General features: G+C 66.4%; 19 protein-coding genes and 1 pseudogene. 4 read left to right on the forward strand and 16 right to left on the reverse strand.

The features are described from left to right. Positions 1 to 116 precede the first annotated feature (116 nt). The 6 genes from flhB to motA form a co-directional block, all read right to left on the reverse strand. Positions 117 to 1205, reverse strand: coding sequence for a flagellar biosynthesis protein FlhB (gene flhB / locus ACZL02_RS14660; protein WP_472936761.1), 1089 nt, complete (start codon positions 1203 to 1205; stop codon positions 117 to 119). Positions 1206 to 1346: 141 nt separating this feature from the next. Further along, on the reverse strand, positions 1347 to 2390 hold the full coding sequence (locus ACZL02_RS14665) for a FliG C-terminal domain-containing protein (RefSeq protein WP_472936760.1): 1044 nt from the start codon (positions 2388 to 2390) through the stop codon (positions 1347 to 1349). A 6-nt stretch (positions 2391 to 2396) separates the two neighbouring features. Then, positions 2397 to 2720: a flagellar motor switch protein FliN gene (fliN, locus tag ACZL02_RS14670; protein WP_472938088.1), complete on the reverse strand. Its 324-nt coding sequence runs from the start codon at positions 2718 to 2720 to the stop codon at positions 2397 to 2399. A 170-nt stretch (positions 2721 to 2890) separates the two neighbouring features. Then, the gene (locus ACZL02_RS14675) at positions 2891 to 3286 is read right to left on the reverse strand and encodes a hypothetical protein (RefSeq protein WP_472936759.1); all 396 of its coding nucleotides are present in this window, start codon (positions 3284 to 3286) and stop codon (positions 2891 to 2893) included. Further along, complete coding sequence (locus ACZL02_RS14680) at positions 3267 to 4196, reverse strand: FliM/FliN family flagellar motor switch protein (RefSeq protein ID WP_472936758.1); 930 nt, start codon at positions 4194 to 4196, stop codon at positions 3267 to 3269. Before ACZL02_RS14680 ends, ACZL02_RS14675 begins: the two co-directional genes overlap by 20 nt. 20 nt (positions 4197 to 4216) lie before the next feature. Then, entirely contained in the window at positions 4217 to 5086 is an 870-nt protein-coding gene (gene motA / locus ACZL02_RS14685) for a flagellar motor stator protein MotA (protein ID WP_472936757.1), read from the reverse strand. A gap of 236 nt (positions 5087 to 5322) precedes the next feature. Here motA and flgF point away from each other — a divergent pair, with 236 nt between their 5' ends. Further along, on the forward strand, positions 5323 to 6048 hold the full coding sequence (flgF, locus tag ACZL02_RS14690) for a flagellar basal-body rod protein FlgF (protein WP_472936756.1): 726 nt from the start codon (positions 5323 to 5325) through the stop codon (positions 6046 to 6048). Further along, on the forward strand, positions 6048 to 7367 hold the full coding sequence (locus tag ACZL02_RS14695; protein WP_472938087.1) for a FliI/YscN family ATPase: 1320 nt from the start codon (positions 6048 to 6050) through the stop codon (positions 7365 to 7367). Before flgF ends, ACZL02_RS14695 begins: the two co-directional genes overlap by 1 nt. Positions 7368 to 7427: 60 nt before the next feature. On the opposite strand, the gene ACZL02_RS14700 is transcribed toward ACZL02_RS14695, so the two are convergent. The 5 genes from ACZL02_RS14700 to ACZL02_RS14720 are packed head-to-tail and all read right to left on the reverse strand — an operon-like array spanning position 7428 to position 11507. Beyond that, complete coding sequence (locus tag ACZL02_RS14700) at positions 7428 to 8408, reverse strand: ABC transporter substrate-binding protein (RefSeq protein WP_472936755.1); 981 nt, start codon at positions 8406 to 8408, stop codon at positions 7428 to 7430. Positions 8409 to 8441: 33 nt separating this feature from the next. Then, on the reverse strand, positions 8442 to 9407 hold the full coding sequence (locus ACZL02_RS14705; RefSeq protein WP_472936754.1) for an ABC transporter permease: 966 nt from the start codon (positions 9405 to 9407) through the stop codon (positions 8442 to 8444). Beyond that, entirely contained in the window at positions 9404 to 10309 is a 906-nt protein-coding gene (locus ACZL02_RS14710) for an ABC transporter permease (RefSeq protein ID WP_472936753.1), read from the reverse strand. Before ACZL02_RS14710 ends, ACZL02_RS14705 begins: the two co-directional genes overlap by 4 nt. A 7-nt stretch (positions 10310 to 10316) precedes the next feature. After that, positions 10317 to 10646, reverse strand: a complete 330-nt coding sequence (locus ACZL02_RS14715; protein ID WP_472936752.1) for a hypothetical protein — start codon at positions 10644 to 10646, stop codon at positions 10317 to 10319. A 27-nt stretch (positions 10647 to 10673) separates the two neighbouring features. Beyond that, positions 10674 to 11507, reverse strand: a complete 834-nt coding sequence (locus tag ACZL02_RS14720) for an ABC transporter ATP-binding protein (RefSeq protein WP_472936751.1) — start codon at positions 11505 to 11507, stop codon at positions 10674 to 10676. A gap of 134 nt (positions 11508 to 11641) precedes the next feature. On the opposite strand from ACZL02_RS14720, the pseudogene ACZL02_RS14725 reads away from it, so the two are divergent. Beyond that, positions 11642 to 12051 (forward strand): annotated as a pseudogene (locus ACZL02_RS14725) (cupin domain-containing protein). Positions 12052 to 12098: 47 nt separating this feature from the next. On the opposite strand, the gene hydA reads toward ACZL02_RS14725, so the two are convergent. The 4 genes from hydA to aptA all read right to left on the reverse strand — a co-directional run bounded on the left by hydA (position 12099) and on the right by aptA (position 16786). After that, complete coding sequence (gene hydA, locus ACZL02_RS14730) at positions 12099 to 13562, reverse strand: dihydropyrimidinase (RefSeq protein ID WP_472938086.1); 1464 nt, start codon at positions 13560 to 13562, stop codon at positions 12099 to 12101. Then, the gene (locus ACZL02_RS14735) at positions 13544 to 14017 is read right to left on the reverse strand and encodes an endonuclease domain-containing protein (RefSeq protein WP_472936750.1); all 474 of its coding nucleotides are present in this window, start codon (positions 14015 to 14017) and stop codon (positions 13544 to 13546) included. Before ACZL02_RS14735 ends, hydA begins: the two co-directional genes overlap by 19 nt. 135 nt (positions 14018 to 14152) lie before the next feature. Beyond that, positions 14153 to 15400 carry a Zn-dependent hydrolase gene (locus ACZL02_RS14740; RefSeq protein ID WP_472936749.1) on the reverse strand — a complete coding sequence of 416 codons (1248 nt, stop codon included), beginning with the start codon at positions 15398 to 15400 and terminating at the stop codon, positions 14153 to 14155. Between the two features lie 39 nt (positions 15401 to 15439). Then, positions 15440 to 16786 (reverse strand): omega-aminotransferase AptA, encoded by a 1347-nt coding sequence (gene aptA / locus ACZL02_RS14745; RefSeq protein WP_472936748.1) that lies wholly within the window; start codon positions 16784 to 16786, stop codon positions 15440 to 15442. A gap of 159 nt (positions 16787 to 16945) precedes the next feature. Between aptA and ACZL02_RS14750 the strand changes: the two genes are divergently transcribed. Beyond that, on the forward strand, positions 16946 to 17656 hold the full coding sequence (locus ACZL02_RS14750; protein WP_472936747.1) for a TetR family transcriptional regulator C-terminal domain-containing protein: 711 nt from the start codon (positions 16946 to 16948) through the stop codon (positions 17654 to 17656). Between the two features lie 9 nt (positions 17657 to 17665). Here the strand turns inward: ACZL02_RS14750 and ACZL02_RS14755 are convergent, their stop codons facing one another. Further along, positions 17666 to 20128, reverse strand: coding sequence for a putative bifunctional diguanylate cyclase/phosphodiesterase (locus ACZL02_RS14755; RefSeq protein ID WP_472936746.1), 2463 nt, complete (start codon positions 20126 to 20128; stop codon positions 17666 to 17668). Positions 20129 to 20222: the final 94 nt, after the last annotated feature.

Here is a 20222-nt window from a genome sequence, read left to right on the forward strand (position 1 = left end):
AGCTGCGGCACGCGCGGCAGTCAAACAACTGTCGTCACGTCTATTCCAGAAAAGGCGACAGTTCCGAACTCTCCCAAATGCATCGACTGCCTTACGTCTTTCAGCAGATTAAGCGCTCAGGCTCGACCGGAACTGACCTTTGCCGGCGAACGAGCCTGCAGGAAGTAAATCAGTTCGGCGACAGCCTTGAAGAACTGCGGCGGAATCATCTGGTCGATCTCGACATGGTCGTACATCGAGCGTGCCAGCAGCTTGTCCTCGATGACCGGGATGTCGTTGGCCTCGGCGATTTCGCGGATCTTCAACGCGATCAGGTCGACGCCCTTGGCGACGATCACCGGCGCGCCGCCCTCTTCGCGGCTGTAGCGCAGCGCGATGGCGTAATGGGTGGGGTTGGCGATGATGAGCGTTGCCTTCGGAACCGAGGCCATCATCCGCTTGCGGTTGCGCTCACGGGCGATCTGGCGCTGGCGCTGCTTGATCATCGGATCGCCCTCCGCCTGCTTCATCTCGTCCTTGACCTCCTGCTTCGACATCTTGAGGTCACGGCGCCAGAAGACACGGGAGAAGACGAGGTCGGCGGCGACGAGCACGATGGTCGCGATCGAGACGGCCGACAGCAATTGCATGGCCAGCGTCAGCAAGGTCTCGGGCAGCAGAGCGGGATCTGAGAACATCGTCTTCAGCGTCGTCTCGAGATCACTGGCGAGCATCGACCCCACGATCAGCGAGACCGCGCCGAACTTGAAGATCGCCTTGCCGAACTCGGTCCAGCCGCGCGCGCCAAAAAGCCGGCTCCAGCCGGCGACGATCGAGATGTTCTGCATTTTCGGGCGGATGCGCTCGGCGTTGATCTGCGGAGCATTCTGCAGCGCCGAGGCGAGGATGCCGGCGACCATGAAGAAGCCGGCGGCGGGCAGCACGAACTTGGCCGTTTCGAGCCCGACGATGTGGAGAAACTGCAGGGCATCGGCACCATTGTCTATGTCCCACTGGCCGGGGTTCTCGAAGATGCCCTGAAGGCTCGTCACCAATGCCGAAGCGAGATCTTTTCCGGCGAAGACGATGAACGCCATTGCCGCCAGAAGAGAGGCGAGGATCGGTGCTTCGCGCGAAACCGGCAGATTGCCCTTCTCGACGGTATCGCGAATCTTCTTGTCGGTCGGTGCCTCTGTTCTGGAGTCTTTTTCGGCGGCTTCTGCCACGCTGAACCTGCCTATCGCTGATTAACAGCTTCCCCTCGGAGAGCCGCCGCGCGCCGGCATCTGCCGGCAAGGTGAACGAAACCTTTCGGGGCGCGCGGCCTTTTCTGTGACCGCTGCGCCCCTGGGCTGGAAAGGCCCGGTCTACTCGCCGCTCGGAACGGCGGTCAGGACGATGCGGCCCTCGTTCGACAGGCGCAACGCGAGCGCGGCGATGCCCCGGCGCGCGACGGTGATCTCCTTGGCGTCGACGTCGATCGTCTGCTGCAGCTCCGCCTCCACCATGCGGCGGGCGCGGGCGGCGAGCGAGGACAGAACCACCTCGACGAGTTCGGGCGACGCGTTGCGCAGCGCCAGCGTCACCTGCTCGGTCGGCACCTCGTCGAACAGCACGAGCCGCGCCTTCTTGCCCAGAATGGCGATATCCTCGAAGGAGAAGAGCAGATTGCGGATGGCGGTCGCTTCTTCCGGCTGCCACTCGGCGATCGAAGCCAGGAAGTCGTCCGTCTGCGCCTTGTCCATCTGGTTGGCGATCTCGGCCAGCGCCACGCGCCGCGCCTGCTTCTCGCCGCCCTCGTCACCGGCGATGAAGACCTCGCGCAGGCTTTCCTCGATCATCATCTCGGCGGAATAGCCGATCGGCTTGGCCGCCAGCATCCGGCGCATGACGTCGTTGCGCCGGTCGGCTTCGAAGCCGGCGACGATAAGGGCCGAGGTTTCCGCCGGGAGACGCGACAGGATGACGGCGACGACCTGCGGGTGCTCGACCAGCATCAGGACCTGAAGCGCCTCGACGCCGAAATTCTCGAACTCGTCCCAGACCGACAGCGGCGGCGCCAGGAACATCGACGGGTCGACGAAGTCGTCTTCGCCGAACACCTTGGTCATGTCTTCGGCCGACAGCGCGGTGCGCAGCAGCTTGGTCATTTCCGAGTCGAGCTCGGACAGGCCGGCGCCGGTCTTGAACTCTTCCTGGAAATTGGAGACCAGCACGTCGAGCTGGTGGGCGGAGACAGGCTGCTGGTCGGCGACGCTCTCCTTCAGGGCGCGGATTTCATCTGGGCTGAGATGCTTCAGCAGCCGCGAAGCACCGTCCGACCCCATGGCCAGGAGCAGGATCGCAGCGCGCGCCGGCCCTGCAATCGTGCCGGTGTCGAGTTCCAGTTCGGAGTAGCCCACCACGCTCATGACCTATCAGCTGTTCGACGCTTTGGCCCGCTGCGGCTTGGCGCCGGGCGAGACGATCTCGGTCAGGGTAATGCCGAAACGCGATTCCTCGTTCTCGAGCACCACCACCTCGCCGCGGGCGACGATGCGACCGTTGACGATGAGATCGACGGGGTCGCCGATGTTGGTGTCGAGCTTGACGACGGCGCCGCGGCCGAGCTTGACGAGGGTCGAGACCGGCATGACGGCCGTGCCGAGGACGACCTGCATCGTCACCGGAATGTCCATGATCAGGTTGAGGTCCGGCTTGCCGGACACTTCGGTCTCGGCAACCTCGGCATACTCTTCCATGCCGTCCTCGGCGGTCTCCGCCGAGTGCTGCTCCATCACGTCCATTTCGTCTTCGTCGATCATGGCGATCTCCAGGGTTGCGCCGGCTGCCGGCCGTGGATGGCGGGCTCTGGCGGAAGGCTTGTCGAGGGATGGGCACCCGGCGATTCGCCGGCGGGACGCCCCAATGGTTAACGATTAGCGGCCGAGGCTGATGCGAGGCGGGACTCGATGAGGGTCAGCCAGGTATCCTGCGTCGGCGAGCCGAGGTCAGGACGGGCCGCGCCGTCATTGGCGACCGAGAGCCGGATCTCGGCGAGATGCACCGCATCCTCCAGCCGGTCGGCCAGCGCGCGCGCTTCGCGCGAGGCCTCTTCCAGCGCACGGAGGGTGTCGACACCCTCGCCCCGCAGCATGACCACGGCATGCGCTGCCCGGTTGATGGCGGCATCGGACTGCTCGAGGCTGACGGCGAAATTCGCCCCCTCGCTGCGCAGGCGCCGCAGTTCGCGGTACATGCCGCCGGTCCGCCAGCTGGTGAAACCCAGAGCGGCGATCAGAACGCCGTCAATCAGATAGGATATCATCGATGAACTCCTCGGTCGGATCGATCTTCTCTTCGATGCGCACGACATAGGAATCGCGCGAACGTCCCATCCGGCCGCGGAACAGGCGCTGTTCCTCGCATTCGATGATGATCAGGCTGTCGGTGGTGGCGTCGAGCATGATGGTCTGCCCGAGGGTGAAGCGGGCGACGTCGCCGAGCGTGATCTGTTTTTCGTCGAGCAGCGCCCGGACCTGGAGGTCGGCGAGCTGTAGTCCCTCGGTGATGTCGCGTGCCCAGCTCTCGTCGGCGAGGAGCGGCGCCGTTTCCGGCACGACGCTGAGCGGACGGCGGTGCAAGGCGATCGCCCGCTCGGGCAAGGCGATCCGGATGTCGCTCTCGCGCTGGCCGACGCGCAGCCGGAAGACCATCTCGACGAAGGCGCGGTTGTCGGCCCCCAGCATGTCGTCGATCTGCAGCGGAATGGCGTCCCGCAGCGTCTGCGCGCTGGCGATGCCGAGCGGAGCGACCTTTTCGAAGACCGGATTGCCGGCCTCGATCAGCGTCGTCAGCGCCAGTTCCACGAAGCGGCGGTCGAGCTTGGTGATCGGCCGCGGCGGGCTGGCGGAGGCGGCGCCCGTGCCACCGAACATGGCTTCGACGACGGCATCGGCCAGCCGTCCGTCGGCCAGCACGAAGCCGAGCTCGCGCCATTTCGGCGAGCTGATCACGACGGCCGAGACCGCGGCGGCGAGGTTGGCGTTCCCCGCGTCGAAGGCAAGGCTCGACACGGTGAGGAACTCGATCTCGACGGGCGTCGCATACAGCTCGTTCAGCGCGGTGGCGGTGGCGCTCGCCCATTCGGTGGCCAGCAGCTTCAGCCGCGGCAGCCGGTTCGGCTCGATTTTCGCGGCCGAGCGGAGCTGGGCCTCGATGTTGCGTTCGGCGGTCATTTCCATGATCTCCGGCTTCCTTAAGCGGCTTGCGCCGAGCCGCCGCCGATCGTCTCGGCCTCGACCTGGTCGATGGTCGGCCGGTCATAGGCCGAGATCGCCTTGCGGCCGTATTCGAGGGCGACTTGCGGCATGGCGCCGTTGATGTAGGCGATGAGCGTCTGCTTCACGATGATGTATCGGCGCATCTGCTTCTCGCGCACGCCCTTGACCTTGACCGCGATCGGTCCGGCAATCCCGTAGGAGAAGAAGATACCGAGGAAGGTTCCGACGAGCGCGGCGCCGATGAGGTGGCCGAGGATTTCCGGGGACTGGTCGAGCGCGCCCATGGCGTGCACGATGCCGAGCACCGCCGCGACGATGCCGAGTGCGGGAAGGCCGTCGGCGACGTCCTGGAGCGCGGCCTTCGGCTTCATCTGGTCGCGGCTGACGGTCTGGATCTCCTCGTCCATCAGCGCCTCGATCTCGTGCGAGCGAACATTGCCGATGATGATCAGGCGGCAGTAGTCGCAGATGAAGTTCATGATCGCCTGATCCTTCATGATCAGCGGATAGGCGTTGAAGATCGCCGACTCGGCAGGGTTGTCGACGTGCTGCTCGACCTCGCTGCGCGGCTTCGACCGCATTTCGCGCATCAGCGAATGCAGCAGGCTGAGGAGGCTCAGGTAGTCCTTCTGCTTCGGGACCTTGTCCTTGAACGCCTCGCCGATCGCCTTGCCGGTGTCCTTGACCACCTTCATCGGGTTGGCGACCACGAAGGTGCCGAGCGACGCGCCGAGGATGATCAGGATCTCGTAAGGCTGCCACAGCACCTCGAGATGACCGCCGCTGGCGATGTAGCCGCCAAGCACGCAACCGAGCGTTATGACCAGACCTAGGAGGATGCTCATCGGGAAGTCCCTTTTTTGGTGTCCTTTGGTCACTAAGGAAATCGACTTGCGCGAGCCTGACGGGCTGCCCGACAGGCTGGCACAAGCCAGATTGTCGATGTTTCGGCGGTCACGGACGATGCTCCGATCAGTCTTCGCAAGCGTGCCCCGGCGGGTCTGTTGGCAACATTAGGTTGCAGCCTGCAACACCCCGCCTGGCCAAATCGCCGCGTCCTCGGTCCAAGGAAACGACCCCCATGCAGACCTCATTGCCGGTGGCCCTGTCGGCCCAGCTCGCCATGGAAAAGCGCCTCGACACCATCGCCGACAACATCGCCAACAGCCGCACCGCCGGGTTCCGGGCGACCGAAGTGAAGTTCGAGACCTTCCTGTCGCAGGCCGCCCAGCAGCCGGTCGCCTTCGCGTCGGAGGGCACGAACTTCATCTCGACGCGCGCGGGTGAACTGACGCAGACCGGCAACCCGTTCGACATGGCCGTCTCCGGCAATGCCTTCTTCTCCGTGCAGGGCAAGAACGGGCCCGTCTATACCAAGGACGGCCGCATGACGATGAGCCCCGAGGGCGAGCTGCTGTCGATGACAGGGGCGCCGATCCTCGACGTCGGCGGCGCGCCGCTGCAGGTCGATCCGGCCGGCGGCGAGGTCACCATCGCCCGCGACGGCATGATCACCCAGAAGGGATTGCAGATCGGCGCCGTCGGCCTGTTTCAGATGCCGGAGGGTGCCGATCTCGCGCGTGCCGGCACCTCGGGCGTGGTTCCGAACCAGCCGGTTCAGCCGATCGTCGATTTCGCCGGCGTCAGCGTCATGCAGGGGTTCACGGAAGGCTCGAACGTCAATCCGGTGCTCGAGATCACACGGCTGATCGACGTGCAGCGCAGCTTCGAGAGCGCCGCCAACTTCCAGGAGAGATCCGAGCAGTCGCTTGACAAGGCCATCAGCATGCTCGGACCGCAGTCGTGATCCAAAAGCCGGGCCCGCAATCCGTCTCCTCCTCGCTGAACGAACCCCGCATCCGCGTCTCCGGCCACATCGTCGACGTCTCGCCGCAATCCTTCCGGGTGGCCGGGCTTTCCTCCTTCGTCCGCCTCGGTGACTGCGTCGTCACCGATGGCGACGATCTGGGCGAGGTCGTGCGGATCGAGGAGAATGCCGCCACGGTGAAACCCTTCGCCGTCCGCTTCAAGAGCGGCGTGCGCAGCGTCGCCTGGCGCACCGGCCCCGTCACCCTCGCCCCGGCCGCGAGCTGGAAGGGCCGCACGCTCGACGCGTTCGCGCGCCCCTGCGATGGCCTCGGCGACCTCGAACAGGGCCCGCGCCAGTTGATTGCCGACACCTTGCCGGATCCGGCAATGAAGCGCGGCCGCATCCGCGAGGCGGTGCAGACGCACGTCAAGGCGATCGACATCTTCACCCCGATCATCAAGGGCCAGCGGCTCGGCATCTTCGCCGGCTCGGGCGTCGGCAAGTCGACGCTGATGGGCATGCTCGCCCGCGCCAAGGGTTTCGACACCGTGGTCGTCGCGCTCGTCGGCGAGCGTGGCCGCGAGGTCCGCGAATTTCTCGAAGAGACGATGCAGAACGACCTGTCGCGCGTCGTCACCGTGGTGGCGACCGGCGACGAGAGCCCGATGATGCGCCGCCTCGCCCCGAAGACGGCGATGTCGATCGCCGAATATTTCCGCGACCTCGGCGAGAGCGTCCTCTTGATCGTCGATTCCGTCACGCGCCTTGCCCATGCCGCCCGCGACGTTGCGCTCGCCGCCGGCGAGCCGCCGGTTGCCCGCGGCTATCCGCCGAGTGTCTTCTCCGAACTGCCGCGCCTGCTCGAGCGGGCCGGCCCGGGCCCCGAGGGCACCGGCACGATCACCGGCATCTTCGCCGTGCTGGTCGACGGCGACGACCACAACGAGCCGATCGCCGACGCCATCCGCGGCACGCTGGACGGCCATATCGTGCTCGACCGCGCCATTGCCGAGCAAGGCCGCTTTCCCGCCATCGACGTCCTGAAGTCGATCTCGCGGCTGGCGGACCTTGCCTGGAACCCGCAGGAGCGCGAACTCGTGCTGCGCCTGCGGGCGATGATCGCGCGCTTCGAGGACACGCGCGACCTGCGCCTCCTCGGCGGCTACCAGCGCGGCACGGATTCGACCCTGGACCAGGCAGTCGACCTCGTCCCGCACATCTACGGCAGCCTCGTCCAGCACCCGACGGACGCGGTCAGCGACCAGCCTTTCGACGATCTATCGCGCAAGCTGAAGGCGGGAATGGCGGCCGCCTGACCATCGCCGCTTCCCGAACGCCCGCCGATGGCGGGCGCCGAGAGAAGCCGCAGAGCGGCGTTACGGCACCTTGTCGGTAACGACGCTCGTCCAGGCGCCCTCCGGCGCCTTGGTGATCACCGGGTCGGAACCGCCCGACATCAGCACCTTCACCGTCGTTTCAGCCGCCGCGACATCGAGTTTCGGCGTGGTGGCCAGAAGCTTGGCGATCTCTTCCATCATGAAGGTCTGATGCGCCTCGGTCTGGGCGCCGGTGGTGTCGTTGTCGAGGACGATGCCCGCCGCCTCATCCGGATGCTCGGCGGCATAGGCCCAGCCCTTCATCGAGGCACCAACGAAGCGGGCGAGCTTGTCGACATTCTCCGGCTTGTCGAGCGTCGACTGCAGCGCGTAGAGCCCGTCCTCGAGCGTCGAAACGCCTTGCTCCTCGTACTTGAACACGACGAGGTCCTCCGGCTTCAGCCCGGCGTCGAGCACTTGCCCGTATTCATTGTAGGTCATGGTCGAGATGCAGTCGGCCTGCTTCTGGATCAGCGGGTCGACGTTGAAGCCCTGCTTGACCACGGTGACCCCGTCCCGCCCGCCATCGGTCTTGAGGCCGAGCTTCGACATCCAGGACAGGAACGGATACTCGTTGCCGGAGAACCAGACGCCGAGCGTCTTGCCCTTGAAGTCGGCCGGCGTCTTGATCCCGGTCTCCTTGCGGCAGGTGAGCATCAGGCCGGATTTGGCGAAGGGCTGGGCGATGTTGACCAGCGGCAGTCCCTTTTCGCGCGCCGCCAGCGCCGAGGGCATCCAGTCGATGACCACATCGGCCCCCCCGCCCGCCAGCACCTGCGCCGGCGCGACATCCGGGCCGCCCGGCTTGATGGTCACGTTGAGGTTCGCCTCGTCGTAGAATCCCTTTTCCTTGGCAACGTAGTAGCCGGCGAACTGCGCCTGGGTCACCCATTTCAACTGGAGGGTGACGGCGTCGGCGGCCAGGGCCGGGGCGGTGGTGGCAGCGAAGGCGAATGCCATGCCGGCGAGAATTTGCTTCATGCCCGTCTACTCCTTCGTGTTGAACCGCCGCCCTCATCTCCCGCGATAGGACGGATGCCAGAACGTCGCGGCCCGCTCGACGAGCGAGATCAGGCCGTAGCTGACCGAGCCGGCGAGTGCCGCGACGGCGATCTCGGCCCAGACCATGTCGGTGTTCATCCGCCCCATCTCGGCGGAGATGCGAAAGCCCATTCCGACGATGGGGGTGCCGAAGAACTCCGCGACGATGGCCCCGATCAGCGCCAGCGTCGAATTGATCTTGAGGGCATTGAACACGAAGGGCATGGCGGCGGGAAGCCGCAGTTTGGCCAGCGTCACCCTATGGCCGGCGGCATAGGTCCGCATCAGGTCCCGCTCCATCGCGCCGGCCGCCGAGAGCCCCGCCAGCGTGTTCACCAGCATCGGGAAGAAGGTCATCACCACGACGACGGCCGCCTTCGACTGCCAGTCGAAGCCGAACCACATCACCATGATCGGCGCGACCCCGACGATCGGCAGCGCCGAGACCAGATTGCCGACCGGCATCAGTCCCCGTTTCAGGAACGGCGACCGGTCGATGGCGAGCGCGGCAAGGAAACCGGTGCCGCAGCCGATGAGATAGCCGGCGATCACCGCCTTCAGGAAGGTCTGCGCGAAGTCGGCCCAGAGGATCGGCAGCGAGGCGGCGATGCGCACCCCGATCGCCGAGGGCGGCGGCAGCAGCACCGAGGGCACGGCGAGACCGCGCACCACGCATTCCCAGAGAAACAGCAGCGTCAGCCCGAAAGCCGCGGGCACCGCGACGTCGACCAGCCGCGCCATGGCCGGCTCCGTTGGCGCCAGCGCCGCCAGCCGCGACGTCAGTTGCCAGGCGACGAGCCAGAACGCCACCACCAGCAGCCAGAAGCTCGCGCCGAACTGTCCTTCGCTGAGCGACGGCACGAGCACCACGACGGCGGCCGCCATTAGGCCGGCCGGAAAAAGCAGCCCGGCATAAGGGTTCTGCGACCGCGTTCTCATCGCAGCATCCCCGTTCGCTTGAACACGACCCGCTCTGCCAGCGACACCAGCGCGACCAGGACACCCGCCATCGCGGCAGCGGCGACGAGTGCCGACCAGATCTGGATCGTCTGTCCGTAATAGGAGCCGGCGAGAAGCCGCGCGCCGAGCCCGGCGACAGCTCCCGTCGGCAACTCGCCGACGATCGCCCCGACCAGCGCCGCCGCCACCGCGATCTTCATCGACGCGAACAGGAAGGGGAGCGCGGCCGGAAAGCGGAGTTTCGCCAGCACTTGCATCGGGCTCGCCGCATAGGTGCGCATCAGGTCGAGATGCATGCCGTCCGGCGAGCGCAGCCCTTTGACCATGCCGACCGCGACCGGGAAGAACGACAGGTAGGTCGAGATCACCGCCTTCGGAAACAACCCCTGGATGCCGACCGAATTCAGCACCACGATCACCATCGGCACCACCGCGAGGATCGGGATGGTCTGCGAGGTGATCAGCCACGGCATCAGGCTGCGGTCGAGCGTGCGCGAGCCGATGATGCCGACCGCGAGCAGGATGCCGAGCGCCGTTCCGATGGCAAACCCGAGCAAGGTCGAGGACAGCGTCACCCCTGCATGGAAGATCAGCGACCGCGGCGAACTCGGCTTGACCATCACCGTCGTCTTCCAGATGTCCTGGACGATCTGGTGCGGCGCCGGCAGAACCGGCCGCTCGGCGCTCCAGGTCTCCCCCACAGTCTCGGCAAAGCCCGCCGTCGTGCCCGCCCGCGCCAGCCGGTCGACCGTCGTCTGCCAGTTCATCGGGATCGCCGCCGCATACCAGACCGCGATAATCGCCAGCACCACGACGGCGATGGGCAGCGCGCTGCCGTCGGCAAGACGGCGGCGGTGCCGCGGGGAGGCAGTGGCACTCATGCCGCCCTCACCGCGCCACCGGCCACATCATCAGCACCAGCCCGCTCAAGCCCAGCGCCATGCCGGCGAGCTGCAGCGGCGGCAGGCGTTCGCCGAAGGCGAGGACCGCGACGAGGTTGACCAGCAGCAGCTGCGCGATGCTGGAAACCGAGATCGCCACGGCAAGCCCACTCTCGCGCATCAGCCGCACCATCATGAGATTGCCGATGCCGTATAGCGTCAGCATGCCGCCCAGCGCCCATATGGAATTGTTGGCGACATAGAGCCGCGACAGCGAAGCCGCGGCGAGGAAGACCGGGATGGTCGCCAGCAGCCAGAGCGAGGCGAGACCGCTCATGCCGGCACCCCAGCGTTCGGCACGCCCTCAAACCCCGTCATAGCTGTGCCCCGCCCTCAGGCCTTCGCGCACTTGATGGGCGATCGCCAAGAACTCCGGCGTCTCGCGGATTTCCAGCGGCCGGTCGGGGCCGAGATCGCAATCGATCACGTCGTGTATCCGTCCCGGCCGCGGGCTCATCACCACGATCCGCGTCGACAGGAACACCGCCTCCGGGATGGAGTGCGTGACGAAGACGACGGTTTTCCTGGTCTTCGCCCAGAGCTTCAGCAGTTCGGCGTTGAGGTGGTCGCGGACGATCTCGTCGAGCGCCCCGAAGGGCTCGTCCATCAGGAGGAGGTCGGGATCGAAGGACAGCGCGCGGGCGATCGAGGCGCGCTGCTGCATGCCGCCCGACAGCTGCCAGGGAAACTTCTTGCCGAACCCGGTCAGTCCGACGAGTTCCAGCCCTTCGGCTACCCGCCGCGCGCGCTCCGCCTTGTCGGTACCCATGATCTCCAACGGCAGGCCGACATTGCGCTCGATGTTGCGCCACGGGTACAGCGCCGCCGCCTGGAACACGTAGCCATAGGCCCGGGCCCGGCGGGCGGCATCCGGCGTCAGGCCGTTGACGGTGATGGTACCGGCGGTCGGCCGCTCGAGATCGGCGATCACCCGCAGCAGCGTGGTCTTGCCGCAGCCGGACGGGCCGATCAGCGAGACGAACTCGCCGCGGCCGATGCTGAGGTCGATGTTCTTCAGCGCCTGGACCGGCCCGTCGGCGGTTGGGAAGACGAGATCGAGGCCGCGGGCCTCGACGACGGTCGCGGCACCCGCCGCCGTCCTCGATGCTGCGGTGGCTGGGGATGGCACGTCAGACATGCCGTCTCCAAGATCCAGATCCTTGGCCGGACTGCGAAAAGCGGGCGGCCAGCGCATTACGGCGGCCCCAGATCGGCCTATCCTGCGCCCGTCCGCCGTTTCTGGCGCCTGACGTTTCGAGAGGAGCCGCATCGATGAGCCTGACGAAGCAGCACTGCGCCTTGATCCGACCCGAGGCGACGTATGATGGCAAGCAGGGCTTCCGGTATCTCGCCGGCATTTCCGCCGAAAGCGTCGGTTCAACCGGCATCTGCATGCATCTCCTGACCATTCCGCCCGGCGGCCGCGCCAAGGCGCATCTGCACAGCACCACGAAACGGCGATCTACGTCGTCAGTGGCGTCGCCGAGGTGTTCTACGGCGAGAGCCTCGAACACCATGCCGTCACCACCGCCGGCGACCTCTTCTACATTCCCGCGGGGGTGCCGCATCTGCCCTACAACCGGGGCATCAAGCCTTGCGTCGCCGTCATCGCCCGCACCGACCCGAACGAGCAGGAGAGCGTCGTGCTCCGGCCGGATCTGGAAGGCCTCGTGGCGGTATGAGGGTTTTGCCCGGCGCCGGCATCTGCCGTCCAGGATCGCCATGCCGCTCAAACGCCTGCCGGAATGCCGGCGCGTTCGACCCGGCGCGGCGCCGTCAGTTCCTTCCAGGTCGACAGCGCCTTGCCGACGGCCGCCCCCGCCGGCCGCGGCACGAACTGGCCGGTCCCGGTCGCCGCCCGCACCTCGCCGTCGCGATAGGCGATGCGCCCGCGCGACAGGGTGACGGCGGCAAGGCCGGTGACCTCGACGCCCTCGAACACGTTGTAGTCGATGATCGACTTCTGCGCCGCCGCACGGATCGTCTTGGTCGCACCGGGGTCGAAGACGACGAGGTCGGCATCGGCGCCCGGTAGGATGGCGCCTTTCCGAGGATAGATGTTGAGGATCTTGGCGATGTTGGTCGAGGTCGCCGCGACGAACTCGTTCATCGTCAGACGCCCGGTGGCGACGCCCTTGGTCCAGAGCACCGACATCCGGTCCTCCAGCCCGCCGGTGCCGTTCGGGATCTTCGTGAAGTCGCCGACGCCCATCCGCTTCTGCTCCGTCGTGAAGGCGCAATGGTCGGTCGCCACCACCTGCAGCGAGCCGCTCGCAAGCCCCGCCCACAGCGAATCCTGGTGCTCTCTGTTGCGGAAGGGCGGGCTCATCACGCGGCGTGCGGCATAGTCCCAGTCGGGGTTGAAGTATTCGCGCTCGTCGAGCGTCAGGTGCTGGATCAGCGGCTCGCCGAAGACCCGCATGCCCTTGGCCCGGGCCCGGCGGATCGCCTCGTGCGCCTGCTCGCAGGAGACATGCACGACATAGAGCGGTACGCCGGCCTGGTCGGCGATCATGATGGCGCGGTTGGTCGCCTCGCCCTCGACCTCGGGCGGCCGCGAATAGGCATGCGCCTCGGGGCCGGTATTGCCCTCGGCCATCAGCTTGGCCTGCAGGAACGCGACGACGTCGCCGTTCTCAGCATGCACCAGTGGCAGCGCGCCGATCTCGGCGCAGCGCGAGAACGAGGCGAACATCTCGTCGTCGTTCACCATCAGCGCGCCTTTGTAGGCCATGAAGTGCTTGAACGAATTGATGCCGCGTTCGACCACCAGCGGCATCTCGTCGAACACCTGCTGTCCCCACCAGGTGATCGCCATGTGGAAGGAATAGTCGGTGCGCGCCTTGCCGGCCTTCTGGTGCCAGGCCTGCAGCGCGTCGATCAGCCCCTCGTTCGGCGCCGGCAGGCAGAAGTCGACGACCATCGTCGTGCCGCCCGACAGCGCCGCCGCCGTGCCGGTGTCGAAGTCCTCTGCCGCATGCGTGCCCATGAACGGCATTTCGAGATGCGTGTGCGGGTCGATCCCGCCCGGCATGACGTAAGCGCCCGACGCGTCGATCACCTCGTCACCCTGAAGATCCGGCCCGATCGCCGCGATGGTCTCGCCGTCGATCAGCACGTCGGCGCGAAGGGTCAGGTCGGCGGTGACGACGGTGCCGCCCTTGATGACGATGGTCATGGTATCTCCTGCAATGTCGATGACGCGCACGAAAAAGCACTCTCGGCGACGAGGTCGCGTCCCCCTCGCCCCTCGGGGGAGAGGGTGGCCGGCGCGAAGCGAAGGCCGGGTGAGGGGTGGAGCCCCGCTCCCTCCAGAGCAGCCAGGATCGTCTCGAGCACCGCCGGCCGCTCACGGAATACCTCGTCGTTCCAGAAGCGAAGCACTGAAAAGCCAGCAGCGTTCAAGACGGCAGTCCGCTTGCTATCGCGGCGCATCTCTACGGCAGCCCCATGCTGGGTCCCGTCCAGTTCGACAATCAGACGCTGCGACCGACAAGCGAAATCTGCAATGCAGGCTTCGACGGGAAACTGCCGGACGAATTTGTAGCCGTTTAGACGGTGCCCCCTCAGATCGCTCCACAACCGCATCTCGGCGTCCGTCTCGTTGAGGCGCAGCAACCGCGCACGCTGGTTGGGCTCCCTCGTCATAGCGGAAGCAGGCCCCTCACCCGGCCTTCGCTTCGCTCAGTCCACCCTCTCCCCCAAGGGGCGAGGGAGAAAGCGGCGTCCTGCATCTGCTCCCACCGCTCCACGCCAGCCACTCCACAATTCACAGGCGAGATCCTAAGCCACGATCCCCGCCGTCTCCACCACCGCATGAAACAGCACGTTGGCCCCCGCCTTCGCCCAATCCTTGGTGATCGCCTCGGCCTCGTTGTGGCTCAGGCCGTCGACGCAAGGGCAGAAGATCATCGCCGTCGGAGCGACGCGGTTGATCCAGCAGGCGTCGTGGCCGGCGCCGGAGACGATGTCGCGGTGACTGAAGCCGAGCCGCTCGGCCGCCGAGCGGACGGCGGAGACGCAACCGGCGTCGAAGGTCACCGGGTCGAAGTGCCCGACCTCTTCGACCGTCGCTTCAAGCCCGAGCCCTTCCGCGATGATGTCGATCCCATCCTCGATCATCGCACGCATGGCCTCCAGCGTCGTCTTGTCCGGCGAGCGGATGTCGACGGTGAAGACCGTGCGGCCGGCGATGATGTTGCGCGAGTTCGGGTACACTTCCATGTGCCCGACCGTGCCGACGGCACCCGGCTGGTAGTCCATTGCCACGGAGTGAACGAGTTCGAGCACCCGCGCCATGCCGAGGCCGGCATTGTGGCGCTTGCCCATCGGGGTGGAGCCGGTGTGGCTCTCCTTGCCGGTCAGCGTAACCTCGAGCCAGTAGAGCCCTTGCCCGTGGGTGACGACGCCGATGTCGATGCCCTCGTCCTCGAGGATTGGCCCTTGCTCGATGTGGTATTCGAAGAAGGCCTTCATCTTCCGCTGGCCGACGGGCTCCTCGCCCTCCCAGCCGATGCGCTTCAGCTCGTCGCCGAAACGCTTGCCGCCGGCATCCGTCCTATCCTTTGCCCAGGCCTCGTCCATGACGCCGGCGAAGACGCCGGAGGCGAGCATGGCGGGGGCAAAGCGCGCGCCCTCTTCGTTGGTCCAGTTCACCACCACGATGGGGTGCCGGGTGCGGATGTCGAGATCGTTCAGCGTGCGGATCAGCTCCAGCCCCGCCAGGACGCCGAGCACGCCGTCGTACTTGCCGCCGGTCGGCTGGGTGTCGAGGTGGCTGCCGACATAGACCGGCAGCGCATCGGGATCGGTGCCCTCGCGCCGTGCGAACATCGTGCCCATCGTATCCAGCCCCATGACGAGACCGGCCGCCTCGCACCAGGAGCGGAACAGCGCCCGCCCTTCGCCATCGGCATCCGTCAGCGTCTGGCGGTTGCTGCCCCCTGCGATCCCCGGACCGATCTTCGCCATCTCCTCCAGCGAGTCCCAGAGCCGGTCGCCGTCGATCTGGAGGTTGGATGGAAGGGCCATGCGGGTCTTCTTCTGCTGGTGGCGGAAAGGCGTAAATCGTCAGTCGAGGTTGGCGAGGATGGTCCGCAGCGTTTCCACGATCTCGTCGATCTGGGCCTCCGAGACGATCAGCGGCGGCGAGAGCGCGATGATGTCGCCGGTGGTGCGGATCAGCAGCCCCGCCTCGTAGGCCTTGAGGAAAGCTGCAAAGGCGCGCTTGGTCGGCTGGCCTTGGATAGGCTCCAGCTCGATCGCCCCGATCAGCCCGACCGTGCGGATGTCGATGACATGTCGGCAGCCCTTCAGCGACTGGATCGCCTGGGACCACACCGGCATCAAATCCTTCGCCCGCTCGAACAGGCCCTCCTCGCGGTAGGTGTCGAGCGTCGCCAGCGCCGCCGCCGAGGCGATCGGGTTGCCGGAATAGGTGTAGCCATGGGCGAACTCGATCATCGCCGGCGGCCCCTGCATGAAGGCATCGTAGATCTCGTCGCGCACGAAGACCGCGCCCATCGGAATCACGCCGTTGGTCAGGCCCTTGGCGGTGACCATGATGTCGGGAGTGACGCCGTAATGATCGGCGGCAAACGCCGCGCCCATGCGGCCGTAGCCGGTGATCACCTCGTCGAAGATTAGGAGGATGCCGTGCTGGTCGCAGATCTCGCGCAGGCGCTTGAGGTAGCCTTTCGGCGGCGGCAGCACGCCCGTGGACCCCGCCACCGGCTCGACGATGACGGCGGCGATGGTCGAGGGATCGTGCAGCGTGGCGATCCGCAGCAGGTCTTCGGCGAGCTCCAGGCCATGCTCGGCCTCGCCGTCGGAATAGGGATTGCGGACGGGATCATGGGTGTGGCGCATGTGGTCGACGCCGGTGAGGAGCGTGCCGAACATCTTGCGGTTGCCGACGATGCCGCCGACCGAGATGCCGCCGAAATTGACGCCGTGATAGCCGCGCTCGCGGCCGATCAGCCGGAACCGAGAGCCCTCGCCCTTCACCCGCTGGTAGGCGAGCGCGATCTTCAGCGCGGTCTCGACCGATTCCGAGCCGGAGTTGGTGAAGAACACATGGTCGAGCCCGGTCGGGGCGATTGCTGCCAGCCGAGACGCCAGCTCGAACGCCTTCGGATGCCCCATCTGGAAGGCCGGGGCATAGTCGAGCTCGGCGGCCTGGCGCTGGATCGCCTCGGTGATCTTCGGGCGGCAATGGCCGGCATTGCAGCACCAGAGCCCGGCGGTGCCGTCCAGCACCTGGCGGCCGTCGGCCGTGGTGTAGTGCATGTCCTTGGCACCGACGAACATGCGCGGCGCCTCCTTGAACTGCCGGTTCGAGGTGAACGGCATCCAGAAGGCTTCGAGATTGTTGGGGGCGACCGGGGCGCCTCCCCGGATCGGCGCGGTGTCGTTCATGATGGGCGCTCCCCTCGATTCCGCGTCCATCCGTTAGGACACCGCGAATTCTTGACTACATGGTCAAAGGGAAGGCTAGAAGTGAGGCCCGAGCCGGTCAAGCGGCATTGCGGACGGCAGATAGATTGTTTGGCCGGGGATACCGGGGATCGGCAGAACATGGATGCGAAGGCGGGCGAGGACGCAGGATCGGTCGGCGGGGAGGAGCGCCAGCAGACGCGGATCCAGCAGATCAACCGCGGCATCATCCTCGACGCGGCGCGTGAGGTTTTCTCCGTGCACGGCTTCCGGGGCTCGACGGTCGACCAGATCGCCGCCAAGGCCGGCATGTCGAAGCCGAACCTCCTCTACTATTTCCGCCGCAAGCAGGACATCTATGCCGCGGTCCTCGAATCGACGCTGGACGAGTGGCTGGCGCCGCTCGAGGCGCTTGATCCGGGCGGTGATCCCATCGAGGAGCTGCGGCGCTACATCTCGGTCAAGCTGGCATTGTCGGCCGACAAGCCCGAAGCCTCGCGGCTCTTCGCCAACGAGATCCTGGCCGGCGCGCCGGCGATCGGCGGCTTCCTGACGACCCGCCTCAAGACGCTGGTGCAGGAAAAGGCCGGCGTCATTCGCCGCTGGGTCGACGAGGGCCGGCTGGCGCCGATCGACCCGCACCACCTGATCTTCATGATCTGGGCGACGACCCAGCACTATGCCGATTTCGACATCCAGATCAGGGCGGTGCTTGGCCAACAGGTGGGCAAGCCCGGCTTCCGGGAGCAGACCGCGCAGGCGGTTCTCAGCATCGTCCTGAATGGCATCCGTCCGCGGGATCAGGGCGTCATGCATTCGTCCGGAAGCGCTAGGGACGCTCTCCCTTCCTGAGACGACGCGTCACCGCAGACCGTCGCCGGCAAGCCTGCGCTCGGCCGGCGCACCGGGGACTTCTCCCTGCAGCCGCTGCATTTGCTGCGACACTGCGAGCAGCAGCAGGGGCAGTTCGCCAGCTGGGCGTGGCCGGCTGAACAGATAACCCTGCATATGGCTGCAGCCCTCCTCCTGCAGCAGGCGGTACTGCTCGACCGTCTCGACGCCCTCGGCGATCACCGCGATGTTCAGGGCGCGGCTGATCCCGAGGACCGCGCTGACGACTGCCCGGCTCTCGGGCCTGTCGATGTCGCGGACGAAGGACTGGTCGATCTTGATCTTGTCGAACGGGAAGCGCGTGAGGTAGCCGAGCGACGAGTAACCGGTGCCGAAATCGTCCATTGCGATGCGAACGCCGAGCTTGCGAAGGTCCGTCAGCATCTCGAGGATTTCCGGCGCCGGCGAGAGGAACAGCGACTCCGTGACCTCCAGCTGCAGCCGGCCGGGCGCCAGTCGCGAGTCGGCCAGCGCCGCGGCAACGTCGGCCACCAAGGTTCCACTGCGGAACTGAGCTGCGGAGAGGTTGACCGAGAGCATCAGTTCCTCCGGCCATCCCGCCGCTTGCCCACAGGCCGTCCGCAAGGCCCAGAGGCCGAATTCATCGATCAGGCCGAGTTCCTCGGCCACGGGAATGAAGTTGGCGGGGGAGACGAAGCCCCGCAGCGGATGCTTCCAGCGCAGCAGCACTTCGAAACCGGAAATCTGGCAGCGGTCGGAATCGACGAAGGGTTCGTAGACGAGGTCGAGTTCGCCGTTCACCAATGCCAGGCGGAGATCGTCCTCGAAGGCATGGCGAATCCGGAGGTCCTCGCGCATTTCCGGGACGTAGAAGCGATACGCACTGCCCGTTTGTCGCTTCGCTGCATAGAGCGCGAGATTGCAGCTCTGCATGACCGCGTCAGGCAGGCGCGCCGCCTCTGCATCCTTGTTCGATACGCTGACGATCCCGATGCTGGCGGATATCTGAACAGGGCGTGCCTCGATCGGGAAAGACTGGAGGAAGGCCTGCAGAAGACGCTCGGCCAAGGCCGTCGCCGCTGCGGGCTGCGCGCCGGCTTCCTGGATGATGGCAAACTCGTCGCCGCCCAGACGCGCGACGACATCGCGCGGCCCGGCGCAGGCACTCAGCCGCGCGGCAACCGCCTGCAGCAATCCGTCGCCGGCCGGATGGCCGAAGCTGTCGTTGATCAGCTTGAAGCTGCCGAGGTCGATGTAGAACACGGCGATCTCGCCGAAGCCCGATTCTCCCGTCAGCATTTCCTGCAGCGCCGTGCTGAACTGGCGGCGGTTGGCGAGCCCGGTCAGCGCGTCGTGTCCGGCAAGATGCTCCAGCCGCTGCGCGAAACGGTGCTGGACGGTGACATTCTCGAATGTGATGACCAGCCCGCCACCCCCGACACCGCGCCGCTTCACCTGGAAGATCTCGCCGTTCGGCAACTCGTGCAGGAAGACGCCCGTCTCGTGCGGTTCCAGAAACAGCTGAAAAGTCGGGTCGGCAAGAATAACCGCGGCGCAGGCGCCATGCCGGAGATGCTCGAACAGCTGCGCGAACGGCTCGTTGAAGACGACGAGGTTCCGCTCGGGATCCAGCATGCAGAGCCCCTGCGGCATGTTGTTCATCGCGGCCAGGAACTGGTTTTCCTTGGCCGTCAGCGCGCTGCCGAGCGTCGTTGCCTGCATCAGGATGGAACGTCGCTGCAGCTCGCTCTGCGTGCTGACCCAGCTTCCGAGGTCTTTCAGCGCCAGTTGCAGGGCCATCAGCTCCCGGGCACCGGCCGGCGCCTCCTTGCCCGCTGGCTTGCCCGTGGCCATGGCGCCGATGGCCGCCGTTGCCCGTCGCACCGGCTCGACCAGGCTACGGGAGATCCAGAAGGCAACCGCGGCCAGACCGAGGAAGGAACAGGCAAGTCCCGCCAGATTGCTGCGGGCGGCGAGCGCGATCAGTCCAGTGACCTCCCCCGCCAGGCGGCTCGCATCCTCGCGGGACGCTGCGATCGCTGCATCGAGGGCGATTTCCAGCTTGGCGAGTTGTGCGAGGAGCGAGCGGCGGGTCATATCGCCCCGGGTGCCCTGCAGGCCGACGAGGTCGTAGACGACCGCCTCGGTGGCGCGCTGCGCCTCGGGTGCACGGACCGTGGGCAGCGAGGCGCGAACTTCGGCCAGCATCTGGCCGACGGCAGCGGCCAGCACTCCGCGGTCGGCGGTATCGAGGGCGGCTTCGGAGCCCGGCATTTGGGAAAAATGCGCCTCGGTCAGCGCTGCGGCATTGCGGGCGGCCTCAAGGTTCGACGCCGACGCCAGCACGGCGGCGTAATCCTGATTGAAGCGCACGTCGATCCTGGCATGCGTGCGTTCGCCGACAATCCCGACCAGGAGTGTCAGAATGCCAAAGATCCCACACAGCAGCATCAACCGCAGATTGATCGACATGACAGCTCGGGTCCCTGGTCAACGGGATCGTGCGAACCGTGCGCCCCCGTGAGTAATAGCTTAGGTAGCTACTAACTTCCAGAAAGTTAAGGCG

It is taken from the genome of Mesocryomonas fontinalis (assembly GCF_055730125.2).

Excerpts from the sequence above, each read along its gene's own strand:
- ACZL02_RS14665 (WP_472936760.1), bottom strand. The coding sequence starts at position 2,390 with ATGAGCGTGGTGGGCTACTCCGAACTGGAACTCGACACCGGCACGATT.
- fliN (WP_472938088.1), bottom strand. The coding sequence starts at position 2,720 with ATGGAAGAGTATGCCGAGGTTGCCGAGACCGAAGTGTCCGGCAAGCCG.
- ACZL02_RS14675 (WP_472936759.1), bottom strand. The coding sequence starts at position 3,286 with ATGATATCCTATCTGATTGACGGCGTTCTGATCGCCGCTCTGGGTTTC.
- ACZL02_RS14680 (WP_472936758.1), bottom strand. The coding sequence starts at position 4,196 with ATGACCGCCGAACGCAACATCGAGGCCCAGCTCCGCTCGGCCGCGAAA.
- motA (WP_472936757.1), bottom strand. The coding sequence starts at position 5,086 with ATGAGCATCCTCCTAGGTCTGGTCATAACGCTCGGTTGCGTGCTTGGC.
- flgF (WP_472936756.1), top strand. The coding sequence starts at position 5,323 with ATGCAGACCTCATTGCCGGTGGCCCTGTCGGCCCAGCTCGCCATGGAA.
- ACZL02_RS14700 (WP_472936755.1), bottom strand. The coding sequence starts at position 8,408 with ATGAAGCAAATTCTCGCCGGCATGGCATTCGCCTTCGCTGCCACCACC.
- ACZL02_RS14705 (WP_472936754.1), bottom strand. The coding sequence starts at position 9,407 with ATGAGAACGCGGTCGCAGAACCCTTATGCCGGGCTGCTTTTTCCGGCC.
- ACZL02_RS14710 (WP_472936753.1), bottom strand. The coding sequence starts at position 10,309 with ATGAGTGCCACTGCCTCCCCGCGGCACCGCCGCCGTCTTGCCGACGGC.
- ACZL02_RS14715 (WP_472936752.1), bottom strand. The coding sequence starts at position 10,646 with ATGAGCGGTCTCGCCTCGCTCTGGCTGCTGGCGACCATCCCGGTCTTC.
- ACZL02_RS14720 (WP_472936751.1), bottom strand. The coding sequence starts at position 11,507 with ATGTCTGACGTGCCATCCCCAGCCACCGCAGCATCGAGGACGGCGGCG.
- ACZL02_RS14735 (WP_472936750.1), bottom strand. The coding sequence starts at position 14,017 with ATGACGAGGGAGCCCAACCAGCGTGCGCGGTTGCTGCGCCTCAACGAG.
- ACZL02_RS14740 (WP_472936749.1), bottom strand. The coding sequence starts at position 15,400 with ATGGCCCTTCCATCCAACCTCCAGATCGACGGCGACCGGCTCTGGGAC.
- aptA (WP_472936748.1), bottom strand. The coding sequence starts at position 16,786 with ATGAACGACACCGCGCCGATCCGGGGAGGCGCCCCGGTCGCCCCCAAC.
- ACZL02_RS14750 (WP_472936747.1), top strand. The coding sequence starts at position 16,946 with ATGGATGCGAAGGCGGGCGAGGACGCAGGATCGGTCGGCGGGGAGGAG.
- ACZL02_RS14755 (WP_472936746.1), bottom strand. The coding sequence starts at position 20,128 with ATGTCGATCAATCTGCGGTTGATGCTGCTGTGTGGGATCTTTGGCATT.